This is a genomic window from Vibrio sp. KUL80, assembly GCF_059725495.1.
The window spans coordinates 3506369-3526040 of sequence record NZ_AP045841.1; the positions used below are offsets into that span (position 1 = coordinate 3506369).

Below are 19672 nucleotides of genomic sequence, written 5' to 3' on the forward strand. Positions count from 1 at the left end.
CGATATTTAGGGCCAGTACTGACCAGTACGGGCCCTAGTTTGTTTTCATAGCAACACAATTTTAGGTAACTAACATGAACGTTCGCGCTGTCGCGGCTAATATCCTTTTCCAAGTGGTTGATAAAGGCCAATCGCTATCGAGTGCTCTTCCATTGGGTCAGCAGCAGGTGAAACCTCGCGACCAAGCACTGCTACAAGAGATCTGCTTTGGTGCACTTCGAATCTTGCCTCGTCTTGAATCTGTCGCCTCCGAATTAATGGATAAACCCCTAAAAGGCAAACAGCGCGTATTTCATCATTTGATTTTGGTCGGACTCTACCAAATCGGTCATATGCGTATTCCTGCGCACGCCGCGGTTGGTGAGACAGTGGAAGCAACCAAAGCGCTCAAAGGCCCAAGACTGCGCGGCTTGATTAATGCGGTACTGCGTAACTACCAGCGCAATCAAGAAGAGCTAGACCAAAAATCGGTAAGCCACAACGCAGGTAAGTATGGTCATCCAAGTTGGCTGCTGAAGCTGCTGCAACAAAGCTACCCAGAGCAGTGGGAGAGCATTGTTGAAGCCAACAACATGAAGGCGCCTATGTGGCTGCGCGTGAACCACCAGCACCTACCTCGTGATGACTATCAGGCACTTCTCAAAAATGAAGGCATAGATTCCACCTCTCACCCAGAAGCGCAAGATGCCCTAAAATTGGCCGCGCCTTGCGATGTGACCAAGTTACCAGGTTTTGAGAAGGGTTGGGTCTCAGTTCAAGATGCGGCGGCACAGCTATCGATTAACTATCTACAGCCACAAGATGGCGAGCTGATCCTAGACTGCTGCGCAGCGCCAGGCGGCAAGACTGCACATATCCTAGAGCGCACCAAAGAGAGTCAGGTTGTCGCGATTGATTGTGACGAAACTCGTCTTAAGCGCGTTCATGACAACCTAAAACGTCTGAATCTTCAGGCGAAGGTCGTCTGTGGAGATGCAAGAACGCCACAAGAGTGGTGGCAAGGCGAGCAGTTCGATCGCATCTTATTGGATGCACCATGTTCGGCAACAGGCGTTATTCGCCGCCACCCCGACATTAAATGGCTGCGCCGCGCTGACGACATTGAAGCACTCGCTGAGTTACAACGCGAAATCTTTGATGCTATGTGGCAGCAATTGAAAGTAGGCGGTACCTTGGTTTATGCGACATGCTCTATCACGCCGCAAGAAAACAGAGACCAAGTGATTGCTTTCTTGGCTCGTACGGCAAATGCCAAGCTTATCGGCTCAGATAAAGAGAACCCTGGACGTCAGATTCTTCCGGGTGAGCACGATATGGATGGCTTCTATTACGCTGTTCTACAAAAGACGCAGTAATCGACTATTAGATAGTGAACTTAAAAATCAATAGCATGCTAACTTATTGATGGCTATGCTATTGGCGTAATGAGTTTATAAAAAACAGAAGAGCGAAATGTTATGAAAATCATCATTCTTGGAGCTGGTCAAGTTGGTGGCACCCTAGCGGAGAACCTCGTTGGTGAAAACAACGATATTACTATCGTCGACCGCGACAGCGACCGCCTAAGAGAGCTGCAAGATAAGTATGATTTGCGCGTGGTGAATGGTTACGCCTGTCACCCAGACGTTTTAAGAGAGGCCGGCGCACAAGATGCTGACATGTTGGTCGCGGTGACCAACATGGACGAAACCAACATGGCAGCCTGTCAGGTCGCGTTCTCGCTCTTCAATACACCAAACCGCGTGGCACGTATTCGCTCTCGTGAGTACCTGATCGAAAAAGAGAGCCTGTTTAACTCGGGTGCTATCCCTGTTGACCACCTTATCGCGCCAGAAGAGCTCGTTACCAGCTACATCGAACGACTGATCCAATACCCAGGTGCATTGCAAGTAGTCAGTTTTGCCGACGAGCGAGTTAGTTTGGTCGCGGTTAAAGCTTACTACGGCGGCCCGTTGGTTGGTAATGCGCTGTCTACATTGCGTGAGCACATGCCACACATTGACACCCGCGTAGCAGCAATATTCCGTCAAGGGCGCCCTATTCGTCCTCAGGGTACCACCATCATTGAAGCTGATGACGAAGTATTCTTTGTCGCGGCAAGTAACCACATACGCTCGGTCATGAGTGAGCTACAGCGTCTGGAAAAGCCGTATCGCCGTATCATGATTGTGGGTGGTGGTAATATCGGTGCCAGCCTCGCTAAACGTCTGGAGCAAACCTACAGCGTTAAACTGATTGAACGCAGCTATCAGCGCGCTGAAAAACTCTCAGAAGAATTGGAAAACACCATCGTATTCTGCGGTGATGCCGCTGACCAAGAGCTGCTTGCCGAAGAAAACATCGATCAAGTCGATGTGTTTATTGCCCTCACCAACGAAGATGAAACCAACATCATGTCAGCCATGCTGGCGAAGAAAATGGGCGCTAAGAAGGTGATGGTACTGATCCAGCGTGGTGCCTACGTGGACTTGGTGCAAGGCGGTACCATCGATGTGGCGATTTCACCGCAACAAGCCACGATTTCAGCGCTACTTACACACGTTCGCCGCGCTGACATCGTTAACGTTTCGTCACTGCGTCGCGGCGCTGCCGAGGCCATCGAAGCCGTTGCACATGGTGACGAAACCACCTCCAAAGTAGTTGGCAAAGCTATCGGCGATATCAAACTACCACCAGGTACCACCATTGGCGCCATTGTGCGCGGTGAAGAGGTATTGATTGCCCATGACCGAACCATTATCGAACAGGACGACCACGTGGTGATGTTCTTGGTTGATAAGAAATACGTGCCTGACGTTGAGGCATTGTTCCAGCCGAGCGCGTTCTTCTTGTAAGGCAATTTTATGGTTAACGCCCGCCCGGTCTCGTTCGTAATAGGGTTAGTGCTCTCTAAACTCGCCCTGTTCATGTACGTACCGACATTGGTCGCCTTCTTTACGGGTACTGATGGCTTCCTCGATTTTGGTCTAGCGGTCATCATCACCCATGTTGCGGCATTCTTGTGTCTATCCATAGGCCGAACCAAACACTTTAAGCTTGGTGTTCGAGATATGTTCTTGATCACCAGTTTAGTGTGGACCATTGCCAGCGCTTTCGCGGCGTTGCCCTTTGTTTTCATCAACCACATCAGCTTTACCGATGCCTATTTCGAAACCATGTCAGGTATCACGACAACAGGCTCTACCGTACTCAGTGGCCTAGACAATATGGCACCGAGTATTTTGCTGTGGCGGTCCATCTTGCAATGGCTTGGCGGCATTGGCTTTATCGTTATGGCGGTGGCGGTGCTCCCCATGCTCAACGTGGGTGGTATGAGGCTGTTCCAAACCGAGTCTTCCGATTGGTCCGATAAGAGCAGCCCACGCACCAAGACTGTCGCGAAAAACATCGTTGTGGTGTATTTAGTGCTGACTGGGCTGTGTCTGCTTGGTTATCTCGCCACTGGTATGAACCTTTTTGATGCCATCAACCACTCCTTTACCACCCTGTCCACCGGAGGATACTCAACCTCTGACGGCTCAATGAATCATTTCTCACAGGGCTCACATTGGGTCGGTACCGTGTTTATGTTTTTGGGTGGTCTGCCATTTCTGCTTTTTGTTGCTGCACTGTCTAAACGAGATCCTAGGGTGCTTTTGAATGATGCTCAGGTACGAGGCTTCGGTTATCTATTTCTAGTCTCTAGCACCGTTGTTGCGCTTTGGCTGTTTATTGAAGATGGCTATGCACTCACCGATGCCTTCCGCGTATCCATGTTCAATATCGTCTCTGTCGTCACCACTACTGGATTTGGACTGGAAGATTTCACCGCTTGGGGACCGCTCCCATCCGTGGTCTTTGCCTTTATGATGATGGTCGGTGCCTGCTCAGGCTCGACATCCGGTGGTATCAAAATCTTTCGTTTTCAGATTGCGGTGACTCTGCTTCACAAGCAGATGATGAAGCTTATCCATCCTTCAGGCGTGTTTGTTCAACGATACAATCAAAGGCCAGTAAACGACGACATCGTCCGTTCGGTTGTCGCCTTTGGGTTGATGTTCTTTGTGACCATTATCGTGCTGGCGGGCGCACTCAGTGCCATGGGACTGGATCCAGTGACTAGTATCTCTGGCGCGATAACGGCCGTTGCCAACGTGGGTCCTGGAATGGGATCGGTAATTGGTCCAACAGGAAACTTTGCCCCTCTACCGGATGCCGCTAAGTGGTTACTCAGCTTTGGCATGCTGATGGGACGCCTAGAAATCCTAACCCTAATCGTATTGTTCTTCCCTGCGTTCTGGCGCCGCTAAGCATTTTGACGGAGCGCTAAATAGGCTCTACGTACCAATAGACGGCGAAGAAGTGACACGCCGCGCCACCGAGCACAAATAGATGCCAAATAGCATGATTGTAAGGAATGCGCTTATTGGCGTAGAACACCACACCGAGCGTGTAAATCGCGCCACCAGCAGCCAGAAGAATCAAACCGGATGGGTCGAGATGTTTGGCAAGCTGGTAAATCACGATCAGCGACAGCCATCCCATCACCAAATAAGTAATCAATGATGCGCGCTTAAATCGATACACGAAGAACAGCTTCATAATGATGCCTATCACGGCCAACGCCCAAATCACGATCATCAATCCCACCGCGAGAGGCGTCCTCAGGCTGACAAGCATAAATGGGGTGTAGCTGCCGGCGATAAGCAAGAAAATGGCGCAATGATCAAAGGTCTTGAGCCAGCGCTTACTGCTTGGGTTTGGGATGGAGTGATACAGCGTTGAGGCGAGAAATAAGGTAATCATGCTACCACCATATAAGCTCATGCTGGTGATGGTCATGACGTCGGCACCTGCTGCCAGCGATCGCTGCAGCAGCATTATCAATCCGATAATAGAAAGGATAACGCCAATGCCGTGGGTAACACTGTTTGCCCACTCTTCACGTAGACTGTAATTAGAAGTGATCGTCGACATTGAGCATACTCTCATTTTCGCCAGAAAATCAGAGTATGCCACATTCAGCGAACATGTGTTAGCTCAAACTTAGGTGGTTTGCTCTAGATAATCGAGCACTTGTTGTCCAGCCTCTTCACCTGACAGGGAACTTGGCAGTGTCAATTCTCGTTTCAGTTGACCTAGACCAATCAAGCTAGAGAGCATACCTTTCACTCCCTCTTTATTGCGGTCAATCTCAAACCACAGCTTGAGCTCATCTTCACTTCGATAGGCGATGATCTCGAGTTCACGCCAGCGCCCGTGGTAAGGACCCGTGGTTGGCACAAACTCAAACTCTTGAACAAAGGGCATCGCAAAGCCCTTAGCTGCCTCGCATTCAACCTGACGAATGCGCAGCCCTTGGTCTTCAAGTGCGACGAAGATGCCATCAATCAAAGGATCGGGACGAACGGTCAGCATGTCTTTGTCTTGAGGGTCCGCCGCCATAGCGATATCCAAACCGGTTTCCAACCAGACTCGAGAATCACCAATCGTCACGGGCGTGTTCCAAGGCACATCTAGCTCGACATCAAAGTCACGGGTTTCCCCGGGCTCGATGGTAAAGGCGTATGGAAGTGTCCACGATTGCAACTCGTAGGTCTTGGAGACTTTCTTTTTAGGGACGCCATGGTGGTTACTGTTGTCGTTTTGGTTTTGAGCCACTTCATCAATATAGCGACAACACAGTTTAAGCTTGATGTTATCCACCGTTTGCGCCGTTTTACCACCATACACATGAATGGTCATTTTTGCCGTTTCCCCTGGGTGGAGAAACTCTTGATGCAGGACAGAGTCAACTTTGGCCGCCCCTATCCCAAAACTTGCTAAGGTTTTTTTGAAAAAGACATACTTACTTCCCTTTATAACCAAAGACACTGTTAGTGTTGTATCGTAAATCTGCCGAGAAAACAAACGATATGCGCACAGAGTCAGTGAAGAAAAATTAACCACTTTTTTTATGGGATCTATCGAACATACCAAAGCTTACTGCTATTCTATGCGTGGTGTGCATGCACACCGTAATTCCTGATTACTTATTTGGAGTGGCATTAGTCAAAAAAGAGCGACATTGGGAGTCTATTCAGTGTTTCTCATAAGTAGTCAGGCCAACTATTTGGCAACGGAATTGCCTGACTTGTTAGGTTACAACAATATGCGCCCAACACCCGTCAGGTTCTCGCACTCAGTACATCGCAGTGCGTCAATGCGTCGTCGCAGTGGTTTTGTCTCTGCTCCTGTCGCGAAAAAAGTCGCTCCTTCAATGACCCTGGTTGAGCAAGGTGTCCGAATGACATCAACGCCAACACGCGTTGTTAAAGCAGCTTAATAAAAAGCGCAGTCTGTCTGCGCTTTTTTTTGCCTTCCATTTCACCACATATTGGTATTCTCAATGAACTTTGATACTTTTACTCAAAAATACCTATAAATTTTGTGGAGAAAGTTATGAAGTGTCACCGCGTCAACGAACTAATCGAGCTCATTCACCCTGAATGGCAAAAAGATTCTGATCTTAACTTGTTGGAATTCCTAGTGAAGCTTGCTAATGAAGCGGGCTATGATGGCAAACTGGAAGAATTGACCGACGATGTACTCATCTATCACCTAAAGATGCGTAACAGTAAAAAAGACGAAATGATCCCAGGCCTTGCCAAAGACCAAGAGGATGATTTCAAGACAGCTTTGCTCAAGGCTCGCGGCATCATCAAATAACGAATAGTTATAAAAACGACCCTCTAAGGGTAATGCTTGTAAGTTAAGAAGCATCTAACACCTTTTAGAAGGTCTAGTCGCATAGCGACTGGGCCTTCTTTTTACTGCTCTTGGATAGCTTCTATCCCGCCTTTCTGGCAACGTAAAACTCTCAGCCATATCTAGGATATAGTTCATCACCTCCGGGATTCTTCCGGGTGCGACGGCAGGAAGGAGTTGTAACTGTCCTATTAAGAACAACGAGGCTTGTTTAAAGCCTATCTGGTAAGGCATTACCTTATTTTGGTCGTAGGCCATTTGGCACATCAAGAACCGCAGTAGGTTATAGGCCAACAGCATACCCCACAGTTCTTGTTCTATTAACTCGGGCTTTTTACTTCTTAGGGTCAGGTTGTTTTGGAGCATATATTGTTTCATTTCTCGATAGCCCAACTCTATCTCCCATCGATGGCTATATAGCTCCGAGATGTCTTTTCCTGGGTAGCGTAAAGGGTCAGTCATCGAGGTCAACAACCGTACCTCTTTACCCTTAATAGTCTTAGTTATCAATCGAGCTTCCAGTGTTTCCGGTGCGTCGTGCCACTTTTTCCTAGCTTGAGGGGATAGCTTTAATTCGACCAACTCTTGCCCACGCCCTAATTTGCGGAGCATTGTGTATTGGGCCCCTTTACGCATTGGAATAAGCCAATGTCTGTCTACCCCTGTTGTTTGCCAGCGGTGTAATAGACCTAGAGCATAAAAACCTCTATCGAAGATAGTTAGGCTATGGTCGGGAGAGTGAACGATGAGCTCCGTAGTTAAGTCCACTTCGCTCTTTGATGTGGAGTCGAAAGATGCACTATTCAGAAGATGACTTGTCAGTTCCATATGGCAGACCATTCGAACCTGAGGGTATTCGGACGAGCATTTTTGATTCCGAGTTCGACTGAAGCGTTCGTCATTGTCTTTAGTATCAGGAGTTCGCCAGACTACACCGTCGACCGCATGCAGTGTTAAACCATGCCAGTCTGGATGGGGCGTTTTGTCATTCCAGAGCTTCTGCGTTTGAGTAAAAACCGATTTCATGACATCGGAGCCCAGCCTTTGTCTTGCTTGGATTACTGCACTCGGAGCAACAAATGGCTTCTTACCTGGGAGAAGAATATCCAGCTTCGAGACGACTTTCTCCATGGACAAATGGCGATACAAAGACATCCCAACAACACTCCAAACCATCATTTCCATTGGCAATCTTCGTCTACGAATAGTCGTAATCCCTGTATCTTCCAAACATTGGGAAATGAGTTCTGGCGAAAGCAGATCAGATAAACCCGAAAGTTGCTCTGCAGAGAATTGATGAACTTGGTTAAGAGCCTGTCTTAAAAACATAAAAAAATCCGAGTGCATTGAATACACTCGGATTTTGACACTTTGAATGGATCGTTCAACCGATCATTTAGTTGTTAACTGATCGGCATTACCCTCTAAGGGTCGTTTTTTATATGAGACTTGGCTAATTTTGTTGTTAAAGGTTGATAGCCTTAAAGAAATGAAATTGTTATCAGGGTTATAATCCTTGGGTTTTCATACTGCGTACTGAATAGAACTGCCACATAAAATGGCATGGCGTCGTACACAGTCAATGCAATGTCGGAATAGATAGAGTGCGTCCGAAACGCACCGTCAGCCCAAGAAGGACACTCAACAATGAGTCAGGATAAAATCGACGTAAAGGATGTAACACCCAAAACGTTCAACCCCAAAACCCACAAAGGCAACGGCGACAGATTCAACCCAAGTAATCGAATCTATGTACGTGAGAGCAAAGGTACCTTTCAAAAACTCAGACGCTACGGTGGCTGGTTCTTACTCGTGCTCTTTGCCATCATTCCATGGATACCCTACGGCGAGAGACAAGCGGTACTGCTCGATATCGGTAATCAGCAGTTTAACTTCTTTGGTACCACCCTTTATCCGCAAGATCTCACTCTACTCGCCCTGCTATTTATGGTGGCGGCCTTTGGTCTGTTCTTTATCACCACCTTTCTAGGTCGCGTCTGGTGTGGCTACTTATGTCCACAAACCGTGTGGACCTTTATGTACATCTGGTTTGAAGAAAAACTGGAAGGCAGCGCGAACAAACGCCGCAAGCAAGATAGCGGAAAGCTCACCGGTAACCTTATTGCTCGCAAAGGTCTCAAACATGCCGCTTGGATTGCGATTGCACTCGCTACCGGCTTTACCTTTACCGGCTATTTTGTACCCATTGGTCCACTGGTCAGCGATTTCTTCACCTTCAATGCCAGCTTTTGGCCTGTATTCTGGGTTGTGTTCTTCGCTGCATGTACCTATGCCAATGCAGGATGGATGCGCTCTATCATGTGTATCCACATGTGCCCTTATGCACGCTTCCAGTCTGCGATGTTCGACAAAGACACCTTTATCGTCGGTTACGATACTAAGCGCGGTGAAAAGCGAGGACCTCGATCTCGCAAAGCCGATCCCAAGCAGCTTGGCTTAGGCGACTGTATCGACTGCGATCTGTGTGTACAAGTTTGTCCAACGGGTATCGATATTCGCGATGGTCTGCAATACGAATGTATTAACTGCGGCGCCTGTATCGACGCTTGTGACAAGACCATGGACCGCATGGGCTACGACAAAGGGCTGATTAGCTACACCACTGAGCATCGACTTTCAGGTAAACACACCAAAGTCATGCGACCAAAACTGCTCGGCTATGGCGCGGTATTGCTGGTTATGGTGGGACTGTTCTTTGCGCAAGTCTCCGCAGTAGATCCCGCAGGCTTGAGTGTACTTCGCGACCGTAACCAACTGTTCCGTGTAAACAGTGACGGTTTGGTCGAGAACACCTACACCTTAAAGGTCATCAACAAAACACAGCAAGAGCAGCAATACACCTTGAGCGTCTCTGGTTTAGAAGGGGCAACCTGGTATGGTAGACAAACCATCACCGTTGATCCTGGTGAGGTGTACAACCTGCCGATGAGCCTAGGTGCAAATCCTGATGAGCTAAGTTCACCTGTCTCGACAATTCAGTTTATACTGAGCGACAGTAATGACTTCTCCGTACAAGTGGAGAGTCGATTTATCAAAAAGCTCTAGCTCGCTAGCAGCACGACATAATAGGAAAGGGCTCGGCAACGAGCCTTTTTTATCATCACGATGACAGATACTGCGTTCAACTTCGATGCCCTGACACCCGATTTCATGTGGTACGCCCTTGAAAGTATTGGCGTCAGAGCCGAATCCGGTCTACTTCCCCTCAATAGCTATGAAAACCGTGTGTATCAGTTCACTGATGAAGAGCGCCGACGTTATGTGGTGAAGTTTTATCGCCCTCAACGCTGGACACACGCACAGATCCAAGAAGAGCACGATTTTGCTCATGAACTACTAGAACATGACGTGCCAGTCTCTGCACCACTCATTATCAACGGACAGTCGATTCATGAGTATCAAGGCTACCTATTTACCTTGTTTGCTAGCGAAGGCGGTAGGCAATTCGAGGTCGATAACCTTGAGCAGATTGAATGGGTGGGACGCTTCCTTGGTCGTATTCATAAAGTCGGTGCAAGCAAGCCATTTGAACACCGCCCTACTATAGGTCTGGACGAGTATCTGTATCAGCCCCGCACCCTGCTGCAAAATTCGAGCTTTATCCCTGCACATCTAGAGAACGCCTTCTTTAGTGATTTGGACATGCTTATTAATCAGATTGAAGCGCATTGGCAACCCACTGAGACCATTAGACTGCATGGTGATTGCCACCCTGGCAACATTCTATGGCGTGACGGTCCGATGTTCGTCGACCTTGACGATGCGCGCAACGGACCTGCGGTTCAGGACCTGTGGATGCTGCTCAATGGTGACCGTCAGGACAAACTGATGCAGCTCGACGTGTTATTGGAGGGGTATCAAGAATTCAGCGACTTTCCTAGCAGTCAATTGAAACTTATTGAGCCTTTACGCGGTCTACGTATGGTGCACTACATGGCATGGCTAGCCAAGCGCTGGCATGATCCTGCGTTCCCGCTCGCGTTTCCTTGGTTCAACGACGCCAAATATTGGGAAGGTCAGGTACTGGGGTTTAAGGAGCAAATCGCCGCTCTTAACGAAAAGCCACTTTCATTGCAGCCGCAGTGGTGACAAACTAGTCGAAATCCATCAATAGGATTGAGTTATACACATGGAGAAAATAATGAAAAAAATCATCGCACTTTTTGCGACGCTACTCGTCAGCCTAAGCGTCAGTGCCGCACAGTTCCAAGAAGGCACACACTATAAAGTGTTGGAGCTAGAAAAGTCGTCTAAGCCTGTCGTCACCGAGTTCTTCTCATTCTATTGCCCACACTGTAATAGCTTTGAGCCTATCATTGCTCAGTTGAAGAAAAAGATCCCTGCTGACGCGAAATTCCAAAAGAACCACGTCTCTTTTATGGGTGGTAATATGGGTATGTCGATGAGCAAGGCTTACGCGACCATGATTGCACTTAAAGTCGAAGACAAGATGGTGCCAGTGATGTTCCGCCGTATCCATGACCTAAACCAACCACCAAGAAACGATGAAGAGCTTCGCCAGATCTTCCTTGATGAGGGTGTTGATGCGAAGAAATTCGACTCAGCATTCAAAGGTTTTGCTGTCGATTCAATGGTGCGCCGCTTTGACAAGCAGTTCAAAGACAGTGGCTTATCTGGCGTTCCAGCGGTAGTAGTAAACAACAAATATCTAGTGGAATCTGGAAGTATCCAGTCTCTGGATGAGTATTTTGAGCTGGTTAACTTCCTACTGAAGAAGTAACCCTAGCGTCGAAATAACGGATGTAGAAAAAACCGAGCCCAGTAAACACTTCAAAGGCTCGGTTTTTTTATTTGCGATGAATCTCTTTCAGCGCTTCATCTTTCTCTTGCCAGACCTCTACCAGCCATTGCTGGAAGCGACGTTTGTATGGCTTGTCATTAAAGTAATCGCCGCGGACATTCTCGTCGACGGGTAAGGTTCGCACCTTAACCACGATCTTGGTCATGTTACCCATCAACGCTGCCTTAAAAGGCTCAACACGATTCTCTGGGTAGGCGAGTGTCACATCAATAATGCTATCAAACTGTTCGCCCATCGCGGCCAGTGTGTAAGCTATGCCACCCGATTTAGGCTGCAGTAAGTGCTCGAAGCCAGCTTTGCTGCGTTTTTGCTTCTCTGGTGTAAAGCGCGTCCCTTCGACATAGTTCACGACCGTCGTCGGGGTATCCTTAAACTTGGCGCATGAGCGGCGGGTGGTCTCCAAATCTTGACCACGCTTCTCTGGGTGCTTAATCAAATACTCGCGAGAATAGCGCTTCATAAAGGGCATATTCAGCGCCCAACACGCCATCCCTACGAATGGCACATACAGCAGCTGCTGCTTAAGGAAAAACTTTGGCATTGGAATGCGGTCTTTAAACACGCTACACAGCACAACAATATCAGTCCAGCTAAGGTGATTGCTGATCATCAGATACCAGCCATCTTTTTTCAGCGATTCTATTCCTTCAATTTCCCATTCGAGCTTTGGATTCACCAAATGCAGTATGCCGTGGTTTATGGTTGCCCATAGCCACATAAACTTGTTTGCCAGCGAGGTACACAGTGCCTGAATAGGCTTAAACGGCAACACCAGTTTGATCAGCCCAAAACCCAAGATTGGGATAGAGCAAAATGCCGTGTTGAGAATGACGAGCGACGAACTCATTACAAAAATTAGGTATCCAAGCATATCTAACGTTCTATGAAGTATTTGTAACAGTTTTATGGCGGTTAATTGTACAAGGGGAAAAGCCCCACGCAACGATTAATTTATTGGTCTGATTTGTGTTGTAACTTGCAAAAAACAATCTTATTCTGAACCAATAACATAACATAAACATATAATTACAACCGTTACCTCGATATTCAGAATGTGATAAGGAACCGTTATGAAAAGGGCATGGAGTGTCTTAGCAGTGTCACTGAGTGTTGTCTCTCATGGTGCAGTGGCTAAATTAGGAGAAAGTAATGGCTTTAGTGGCGAGATAGCAATAAACGCCGCTTACGCCAGTAAAACGTCAAATCTCACCAATACCGATGATGAGTTCCGTACCTACAATGGGGGACAGCAAGAAAATAGCAGCGCGCTCGTTCTCCCTCTAGGTAACGTTCAATACACGTGGGGCTCACGCTCCAACCATCAAGTTTTCTTAGGTACCTCCCGAGCAGACGTGGCGGTCGGTACTTTAGCGCTAGAAACAGGTTATCGCTATCAGTTTCAAGGTGGTACCAAGTGGAGTCTAGCAGTACTCCCAACCATTCTTGAAGGCGAAGTTTGGCAAGACCCTTACCTCCTCAACTCTGCGCGAAGCACCACGGATGAGAAAGGCACCGCCTACCGTATGCAGATCGATAATATCGCTGGCTCCCTGTTTAGCCTCGATCTTGCTTACGGAAAACGAAAGTTGGACTCTGAACAATCTGGCTCTGGCGATAACCAATCTGGCACCAATCTAACGCCAGCGCAAATGGCGACTCTCGATCGTAACGCCGATATCTTCTACGGCAAGTTCAAGATGATGCTACCGATCAACCGAGGCGTTCTGTTGTTCCCAGCACTGATCTACACCCAGCAAGATGCCAATGGCAGCGCGATGAAGAGCAATACCTATGGTGCTGAAGTGTCTTCCTTCATCTCGGCAGGAAATCACCAATTTGCCTTCACTGTAACCTACTTGAACCGTCAGTATAACGGTGCCAACCCAGTATTTGATGATGTCACTCGCAAAGATGATGAGTGGAAAGCCTTCTTGGCCTATGAGTACCCAGGCATCTTTTACTCAGACAACCTCTCATTGGTTGCTTTCGGTGGTATCAACAACAGCAGTTCAAACATCGAGTTCTATGACTCCAAAGATTGGATCACGTCTGTTGGTCTAAACTGGGAATTCTAATAGAAGCTCTCCCAAAGCATTAAAGTAACCGATATATGGCTTAGCAAGATGTGTTGTTAAGCCATTTTTTGTCGTTAAAGTATCCGCACTAAATATAGGTGTACGTGATGAGCGTGCCTTTTTCTGACGGATATAGTATGACGATAAGCAAGCCTCTTCTCAGCGCCACACTGCTGGTAGTGTTCTCCCACTCAGTGTCAGCGGCTCTTGCACCCGACAGCGGGTTTAGCGGAGAGATATCCATCAGTAATGCGCAGGTCGGTGATAAGTCGAATCTTGTTGCGAGCTTAGATCCCAAAATCAGCGCCTCGCAAGAAGCCTATGATGATTTTTGGATGCCACTGGGCATGGTGAAATACACCTATGGTGCTCAGCGTGACAAAGAGTGGTTTATCGGTACATCTCGAGACGACATCGCAGTCGGTACCTTTGTGCTCGAAGGTGGCTACCGTCAGCAATTACAAGATGGCTCCATTTGGAGTGCCTCTTATCTCCCTACCGTGATTGGTGAGCCTATCTGGAAAAACCCTTACGTTGGCTCAGACCAGCTCGAAGAAACCGAAGCAAAGGGCGAAGCCTATCGCCTACAGATAGAGAATATTGCGGGCTCATTATTTACCCTTGATATGGCTTACGGCAACCGCGAGGTAACCGACGAAAGCTCCGCCGCCAACCTAGCAAACAACCTGTCGAGTCAATACGACCGTAACAGCGACATGTACTACGTTAAAGGCTCTTACACCCTATCGATGAGCAACGCTTGGACGCTGTTTCCCTCGCTGATTTACCTCCTCGATGATGCCAAAGGCGAAGCGCTTAACAACCAGGGTGTGGGCAGCGAAATCACCGCTTTGTTTGTTCATAAAAACCATAGCATTGCCGCAACTATGAGCTACATGAATCACGAATATCGTGGTAACAATCCGATTTTCGAGCAGTCTGGTCGTATCGACGACAAGTACAGTGCGTTTCTTGCCTATGAATACCTGTCGCTAGGAAACATCGACTCACTGTCGCTGATCTCGCTCTCTGGCTACAACGCGACAGATTCCTCAATCGCCTTCTATGACTCCGCAGACTGGATCACCTCTATCGGTATGAACTTCGCGTTTTAACTACACCGCTTGCGCAGTAAGCTGCTTAAGCAATCTGTCCATGGCGCGGTAGCCTAGCGCCTCTGCAATATGAGCTCTCTGGATGTTGGGCTCATTGGCAAGGTCAGCAATGGTTCGCGCCACCTTGATAATACGATGATAGGCCCGAATAGATAGGCCTAGGCGATGCAGAGCATTCTCCAAAAACTCAGCATCGGCTTTTTCTAGTCGGCAGTAGTGCTCGATTTCGCGACTTTGCAACAGGGCATTGACCTTGCCACTTCGCGATAGCATGGTCTCTCTAGCAACCAACACCCGCTGCTTAACCACTTGCGTGGTTTCTCCCCTATCGCCACCTTCCGCCAAGGTCCCTTTGGGCAGTGAAGGTATCTCGATAGACATATCAAACCTATCTAGCAGTGGTCCGGATAGTCGACTCAGATAACGAAGAATGAGCTGGGGATTGGTTCTGGCTTGATTGCCTTCGTAGTAGCCTGTAGGGCTCGGGTTTAGTGCACCAACAAGTTGAAATCTAGCTGGGAAACGCGTTTTCCCTTGAGCACGCGAAATGATGATCTCACCAGACTCTAGTGGCTCACGAAGTGAATCCAGCACTTTACGCTCAAACTCCGGCATCTCGTCCAAGAAGAGCAGCCCGTTGTGTGCCAGCGAGATTTCTCCCGGTCTTGGAATCGATCCGCCACCAACCAACGCGGCCATTGAACTGGAATGATGGGGCGCTCGAAAAGGCCTGGTTTTCCAGTTACTCTCGTTGATCTCTTGTTGAGTTAACGAAGCGACAGAGGCGGTTTCCATCGCTTCTTCTTCACTCATCTCCGGCAGCAAGTCACACAGGCGAGAAGCGAGCATGGTCTTACCGGTGCCCGGTGGTCCCAGGAACAGTAGATTATGATTACCTGCCGCTGCGATCTCCAAGGCACGTTTGCCCTGTTGCTGACCAATAATATCTTGAAGATCGCGCGTTTTAGCGCAAGATGGCGCTCGGGCTTCACTGGTCACCAAAGAAAGCGTCTGCTGCCCCATCAAATAACTGCACACATCCAACAGTGAGGAGGCAGATTTGTGGTTATCTTTGCCCACAAGCGCTGCTTGGTCGCCGTTGTCTTCTGGTACAAGCAAGCAGCGCTGCGCTTTGTTAGCAGCAAGTGCAGCAGGTAGTACACCTTTTACCGTTCTGAGCTCCCCTGACAGCGCCAGTTCACCGACCAGCTCATGTGCCAGCAACTTATCGTGTGGCAGTTGGTCGGACGCGGCGAGTATTCCTAACGCTATCGGTAAATCAAACCGCCCTCCCTCTTTAGGCAGATCCGCAGGGGCGAGATTAACCGTGATTCTTTTGGCCGGAAATTCGAAGCGAGAGTTGATGATGGCACTGCGAACTCTGTCCTTGGATTCCTTTACGGTTGTCTCGGGAAGTCCTACCAGTGTAAAGCCTGGCATGCCATTACTGATGTGCACTTCCACCGTCACCAAAGGTGCCTCCACACCAACACTGGCACGACTATAAATAATAGATAATCCCATAGAATCCCTTTTTTATTCCGACTTCTCTTTGTTGGGTGGTTAAAAGTCAGATTTTTATATATACCCAATGTTATATCCCGACATTTAATGCTGAGTAAATGTGAAGAAAGTATGATTTTTTGCTTGTCAGCTAACAGAAATTTGTGATACCACTAGGGACGCAAACAATTTCGTTAGACACAACGCAACGATTAATAAACAAGATAATGACTTTTAACGCACACTCTCACACTCTGATTAGCCTGATTATTGTGGTCCTGATTGGTACCGCACGGGGGCATGTGGGCGTTAAATAACCACAAGATTTTAAAAACCCCCGCACTGAAAAGTCCGGGGGTTTTTTTACAAACTCATATTAGTAATTTGATAGTGATCACTCATTGAAGGCCAACTGGCTGAGATGACAGGAAGAATGGAGCACAACATGTGCAAGCGAACGACAAATCGTCACGATAAGCGTGGCACTCAAGGAGGCTATAATGACAGGTGCTGAATTAGTTGTAGCCGCATTGAAGCAGCAAGGTATCGAGACCGTGTTTGGTTACCCAGGGGGAGCCATCATGCCAATCTACGATGCCTTGTATGACGGTGGTGTGGAACATATCCTTTGCCGACACGAACAAGGCGCTGCAATGGCTGCCATCGGAATGGCAAGAGCCACCAAAGATGTTGCTGTTTGCATGGCAACCTCAGGCCCAGGAGCCACCAACCTTGTTACCGGCCTTGCCGACGCTTTCCTTGATTCTATCCCTCTCGTTGCTATCACTGGCCAAGTTGCTAGTTCACATATCGGTACTGATGCCTTCCAAGAAATGGATGTGATCGGTATGTCTCTCTCGTGTACCAAACACAGCTACCTCGTGACCGACATCAATGAACTCGCTCCCACTCTAGCCGAAGCATTTGAAGTTGCTAAAACAGGCAGACCTGGTCCTGTCATCGTTGATATCGCCAAAGATGTCCAACTTGCTAATGCTCCGGTGGACGTGCTTCCTCCATTTACACCGCCTGCAATCCCGGTTGCTGATGAGCAACAGGTAAAACGCGCGCAGCAATTACTTGATGAAAGCTCTCGTCCGGTGCTGTATGTCGGTGGTGGTGTTCAGCTTGCCAATGCGACCGAGTCGGTTCGCGAATTCCTTCGCATCAACCCTATGCCAAGTGTCAGCACGCTAAAAGGTCTAGGTACGATTGACCGCCACGATCCTCATTATCTAGGCATGCTTGGTATGCACGGCACCAAAGCCGCGAACTTGGTGGTGCAAGAGTGTGACCTACTGATTGTGGTCGGTGCGCGCTTTGATGACCGCGTGACCGGTAAGCTAGATACGTTTGCACCGCACGCGAAGGTGATTCACATCGATATCGATGCGGCAGAATTCAATAAGCTGCGCGAGGCGCATGCGGCGCTGCGTGGTGACATCAATGTGATCTTGCCTCAGCTTGAGCTATCAAAAGACATCAACGCATGGGCACATCACAGTGAGAGTCTGCGTAGCGGCTTCAAGTGGCGCTACGACCACCCAGGCGATCTGATTTTTGCTCCGCTACTACTAAAGCAGCTATCGGACATGATGCCAGAGAATTCCATCGTCTCTACCGACGTTGGTCAGCACCAGATGTGGGCTGCTCAGCACATTCAGCCAAGACTTCCTGAGAACTTTATTACCTCAGCGGGTCTCGGCACTATGGGCTTTGGTCTGCCTGCAGCGATGGGCGCAGCGGTAGGGCGTCCAGATGACCAATCGGTACTGATTACCGGTGACGGCTCATTCATGATGAACGTTCAAGAGCTCGGTACACTTAAACGCCGTCAGATCCCAGTAAAAATTGTACTGTTAAATAACCAACGTCTTGGTATGGTAAGACAGTGGCAGTCACTGTTCTTCGACGGCAGACATAGTGAAACTATTTTGGATGACAACCCAGATTTCGTCATGCTTGCTAAAGCCTTTGATATTCCGGGCAAGACCATCACGCGCAAAGAAGAAGTCGAACCAGCACTGAAAGAGATGCTGGAGTCAAAGACCTCTTACATGCTGCACGTGCTGATCGATGAAGAAGAAAACGTATGGCCTTTGGTTCCACCAGGTGCCTCAAATAGTGACATGTTGGAGAATACCTAATGGACAGATATCTACTAGACATCAAAGCCGATGACAAACCTGTCTTGCTTGAGCGCGTATTGCGCGTGATTCGCCACCGTGGCTTTATCATCAAACAAGTGGCCGCCACTCAAAACCATGAGAGTAAGATTGCCAGTGTTGAGATCATCGTAGACAGCGATCGCCCGATCACTACCTTGATCAACCAGATTGAAAAGCTTTGGGATATTCGTACCGTCGAGGTAACAGAGCTTAAACACAACGAACTGACCAATCACAACCTACAAGAACAAAGTGCATAAGGAAGGAATGCTAAATGGCTAAAAGTACAGCAGATTTTATTTGGTTTAATGGTGAGATGGTTCCATGGGCAGAGGCGAATGTACACGTCTTAACCCACGCAATGCACTATGGCACATCGGTTTTTGAAGGGGTTCGCTGTTACAACACGCCAAAAGGGCCTGTGGTATTCCGTCACCCTGAGCACGCTAAACGTCTAAAAGATTCTGCAAAAATTTATCGCTTCCCAATTCCTTTTACCGAAGAAGAAATCATGGAGGCGACGCGCGAAACGCTACGTCAAAACAAGCTGGAATCCGCGTATATCCGTCCTCTTGGTTTTGTTGGTAATGTTGGTCTCGGTGTTTGTCCACCAGAAGGTACGGTAATGGATCTTATCATCGCCGCTTTCCCGTGGGGTTCATACCTAGGTGAAGAAGCACTCGCAAACGGTGTAGATGCGATGATTTCTAGTTGGAATCGCGCAGCACCTAACACGATTCCAACGGCGGCAAAAGCGGGTGGTAACTACCTATCGTCGCTCTTGGTTGGCGGTGAAGCCCGTCGTCATGGCTATGATGAAGGCATCGCGCTGAGCGTTGACGGTTACCTATCAGAAGGCGCAGGTGAAAACATTTTCGTGGTCAAAGATGGCGTGATTACGACGCCACCAGCCACCAGCGCTATCCTTCCTGGTATTACCCGTGACTCTATCATGACGCTAGCAAAAGACATGGGCTATGAAGTGCGTGAAGCCAACATTGCTCGTGAAGCGCTATATCTTGCTGATGAAGTGTTCATGACAGGTACGGCGGCGGAAATCGTTCCAGTTCGTACTATCGATAAGATTGAAGTAGGCGAAGGCAAACGCGGCCCAATCACCAAAGTTATGCAAGACGCGTACTTCGGTTTATTCAACGGCACCACTGAAGATAAGTGGGGCTGGTTGGACTACGTCTACCCACAAGATAACCAGTAAGCACCAAGTAAATTTAAGGAAGTATT

General features: G+C 48.3%; 18 protein-coding genes. 13 read left to right on the plus strand and 5 right to left on the minus strand.

The genetic code is table 11. From position 1 onward, the window contains the following. Positions 1-74 precede the first annotated feature (74 nt). From rsmB to AC6I8U_RS16370, 3 genes are all read left to right on the plus strand, one after another. Positions 75-1355: a 16S rRNA (cytosine(967)-C(5))-methyltransferase RsmB gene (rsmB, locus tag AC6I8U_RS16360; protein ID WP_234494872.1), complete on the plus strand. Its 1281-nt coding sequence runs from the start codon at positions 75-77 to the stop codon at positions 1353-1355. Positions 1356-1457: 102 nt separating this feature from the next. Continuing rightward, complete coding sequence (gene trkA, locus AC6I8U_RS16365) at positions 1458-2834, plus strand: Trk system potassium transporter TrkA (RefSeq protein WP_042478065.1); 1377 nt, start codon at positions 1458-1460, stop codon at positions 2832-2834. 9 nt (positions 2835-2843) lie between these two features. Beyond that, positions 2844-4289, plus strand: a complete 1446-nt coding sequence (locus tag AC6I8U_RS16370) for a TrkH family potassium uptake protein (RefSeq protein ID WP_498017376.1) — start codon at positions 2844-2846, stop codon at positions 4287-4289. A 16-nt stretch (positions 4290-4305) separates the two neighbouring features. Here AC6I8U_RS16370 and trhA read toward each other — a convergent pair whose 3' ends face one another. Both trhA and AC6I8U_RS16380 read right to left on the minus strand, forming a co-directional pair. Further along, positions 4306-4956, minus strand: coding sequence for a PAQR family membrane homeostasis protein TrhA (trhA, locus tag AC6I8U_RS16375; protein WP_394154578.1), 651 nt, complete (start codon positions 4954-4956; stop codon positions 4306-4308). A gap of 69 nt (positions 4957-5025) precedes the next feature. Then, positions 5026-5841 (minus strand): sporulation protein, encoded by an 816-nt coding sequence (locus AC6I8U_RS16380; RefSeq protein ID WP_498018381.1) that lies wholly within the window; start codon positions 5839-5841, stop codon positions 5026-5028. 220 nt (positions 5842-6061) lie between these two features. On the opposite strand from AC6I8U_RS16380, the gene AC6I8U_RS16385 reads away from it, so the two are divergent. Both AC6I8U_RS16385 and AC6I8U_RS16390 read left to right on the plus strand, forming a co-directional pair. Further along, the gene (locus AC6I8U_RS16385; RefSeq protein WP_498018382.1) at positions 6062-6304 is read left to right on the plus strand and encodes a hypothetical protein; all 243 of its coding nucleotides are present in this window, start codon (positions 6062-6064) and stop codon (positions 6302-6304) included. Between the two features lie 116 nt (positions 6305-6420). Next, complete coding sequence (locus AC6I8U_RS16390) at positions 6421-6687, plus strand: YihD family protein (RefSeq protein WP_042478074.1); 267 nt, start codon at positions 6421-6423, stop codon at positions 6685-6687. 54 nt (positions 6688-6741) lie between these two features. Here AC6I8U_RS16390 and AC6I8U_RS16395 read toward each other — a convergent pair whose 3' ends face one another. Next, positions 6742-8055, minus strand: coding sequence for an IS4 family transposase (locus tag AC6I8U_RS16395; RefSeq protein ID WP_498017197.1), 1314 nt, complete (start codon positions 8053-8055; stop codon positions 6742-6744). Positions 8056-8373: 318 nt separating this feature from the next. On the opposite strand from AC6I8U_RS16395, the gene ccoG reads away from it, so the two are divergent. The 3 genes from ccoG to AC6I8U_RS16410 are packed head-to-tail and all read left to right on the plus strand — an operon-like array spanning position 8374 to position 11488. Beyond that, the gene (ccoG, locus tag AC6I8U_RS16400; RefSeq protein ID WP_498017377.1) at positions 8374-9792 is read left to right on the plus strand and encodes a cytochrome c oxidase accessory protein CcoG; all 1419 of its coding nucleotides are present in this window, start codon (positions 8374-8376) and stop codon (positions 9790-9792) included. 60 nt (positions 9793-9852) lie between these two features. Then, a complete protein-coding gene (locus AC6I8U_RS16405) occupies positions 9853-10836 on the plus strand; it encodes a serine/threonine protein kinase (RefSeq protein ID WP_498017378.1) in 984 nt (327 codons plus the stop codon). 52 nt (positions 10837-10888) lie between these two features. Beyond that, a complete protein-coding gene (locus AC6I8U_RS16410; protein WP_042478078.1) occupies positions 10889-11488 on the plus strand; it encodes a thiol:disulfide interchange protein DsbA/DsbL in 600 nt (199 codons plus the stop codon). 67 nt (positions 11489-11555) lie between these two features. Here the strand turns inward: AC6I8U_RS16410 and yihG are convergent, their stop codons facing one another. Then, positions 11556-12440 (minus strand): 1-acylglycerol-3-phosphate O-acyltransferase, YihG family, encoded by an 885-nt coding sequence (yihG, locus tag AC6I8U_RS16415; RefSeq protein ID WP_498017379.1) that lies wholly within the window; start codon positions 12438-12440, stop codon positions 11556-11558. Positions 12441-12639: 199 nt separating this feature from the next. On the opposite strand from yihG, the gene AC6I8U_RS16420 reads away from it, so the two are divergent. Both AC6I8U_RS16420 and AC6I8U_RS16425 read left to right on the plus strand, forming a co-directional pair. After that, a complete protein-coding gene (locus tag AC6I8U_RS16420) occupies positions 12640-13644 on the plus strand; it encodes a DUF2860 family protein (protein WP_498017380.1) in 1005 nt (334 codons plus the stop codon). A 107-nt stretch (positions 13645-13751) separates the two neighbouring features. Next, the gene (locus AC6I8U_RS16425) at positions 13752-14759 is read left to right on the plus strand and encodes a DUF2860 family protein (RefSeq protein WP_498017381.1); all 1008 of its coding nucleotides are present in this window, start codon (positions 13752-13754) and stop codon (positions 14757-14759) included. Here the strand turns inward: AC6I8U_RS16425 and AC6I8U_RS16430 are convergent, their stop codons facing one another. Further along, positions 14760-16283 (minus strand): YifB family Mg chelatase-like AAA ATPase, encoded by a 1524-nt coding sequence (locus tag AC6I8U_RS16430; RefSeq protein WP_498017382.1) that lies wholly within the window; start codon positions 16281-16283, stop codon positions 14760-14762. Positions 16284-16762: 479 nt separating this feature from the next. Here AC6I8U_RS16430 and ilvG point away from each other — a divergent pair, with 479 nt between their 5' ends. The 3 genes from ilvG to AC6I8U_RS16445 are packed head-to-tail and all read left to right on the plus strand — an operon-like array spanning position 16763 to position 19646. Continuing rightward, positions 16763-18409: an acetolactate synthase 2 catalytic subunit gene (ilvG, locus tag AC6I8U_RS16435; RefSeq protein ID WP_234494881.1), complete on the plus strand. Its 1647-nt coding sequence runs from the start codon at positions 16763-16765 to the stop codon at positions 18407-18409. Then, a complete protein-coding gene (ilvM, locus tag AC6I8U_RS16440) occupies positions 18409-18690 on the plus strand; it encodes an acetolactate synthase 2 small subunit (protein ID WP_103881691.1) in 282 nt (93 codons plus the stop codon). The genes ilvG and ilvM overlap by 1 nt, the downstream gene beginning before the upstream one ends. Before the next feature lie 14 nt (positions 18691-18704). Then, positions 18705-19646: a branched-chain amino acid transaminase gene (locus AC6I8U_RS16445; protein WP_128649116.1), complete on the plus strand. Its 942-nt coding sequence runs from the start codon at positions 18705-18707 to the stop codon at positions 19644-19646. Positions 19647-19672: the final 26 nt, after the last annotated feature.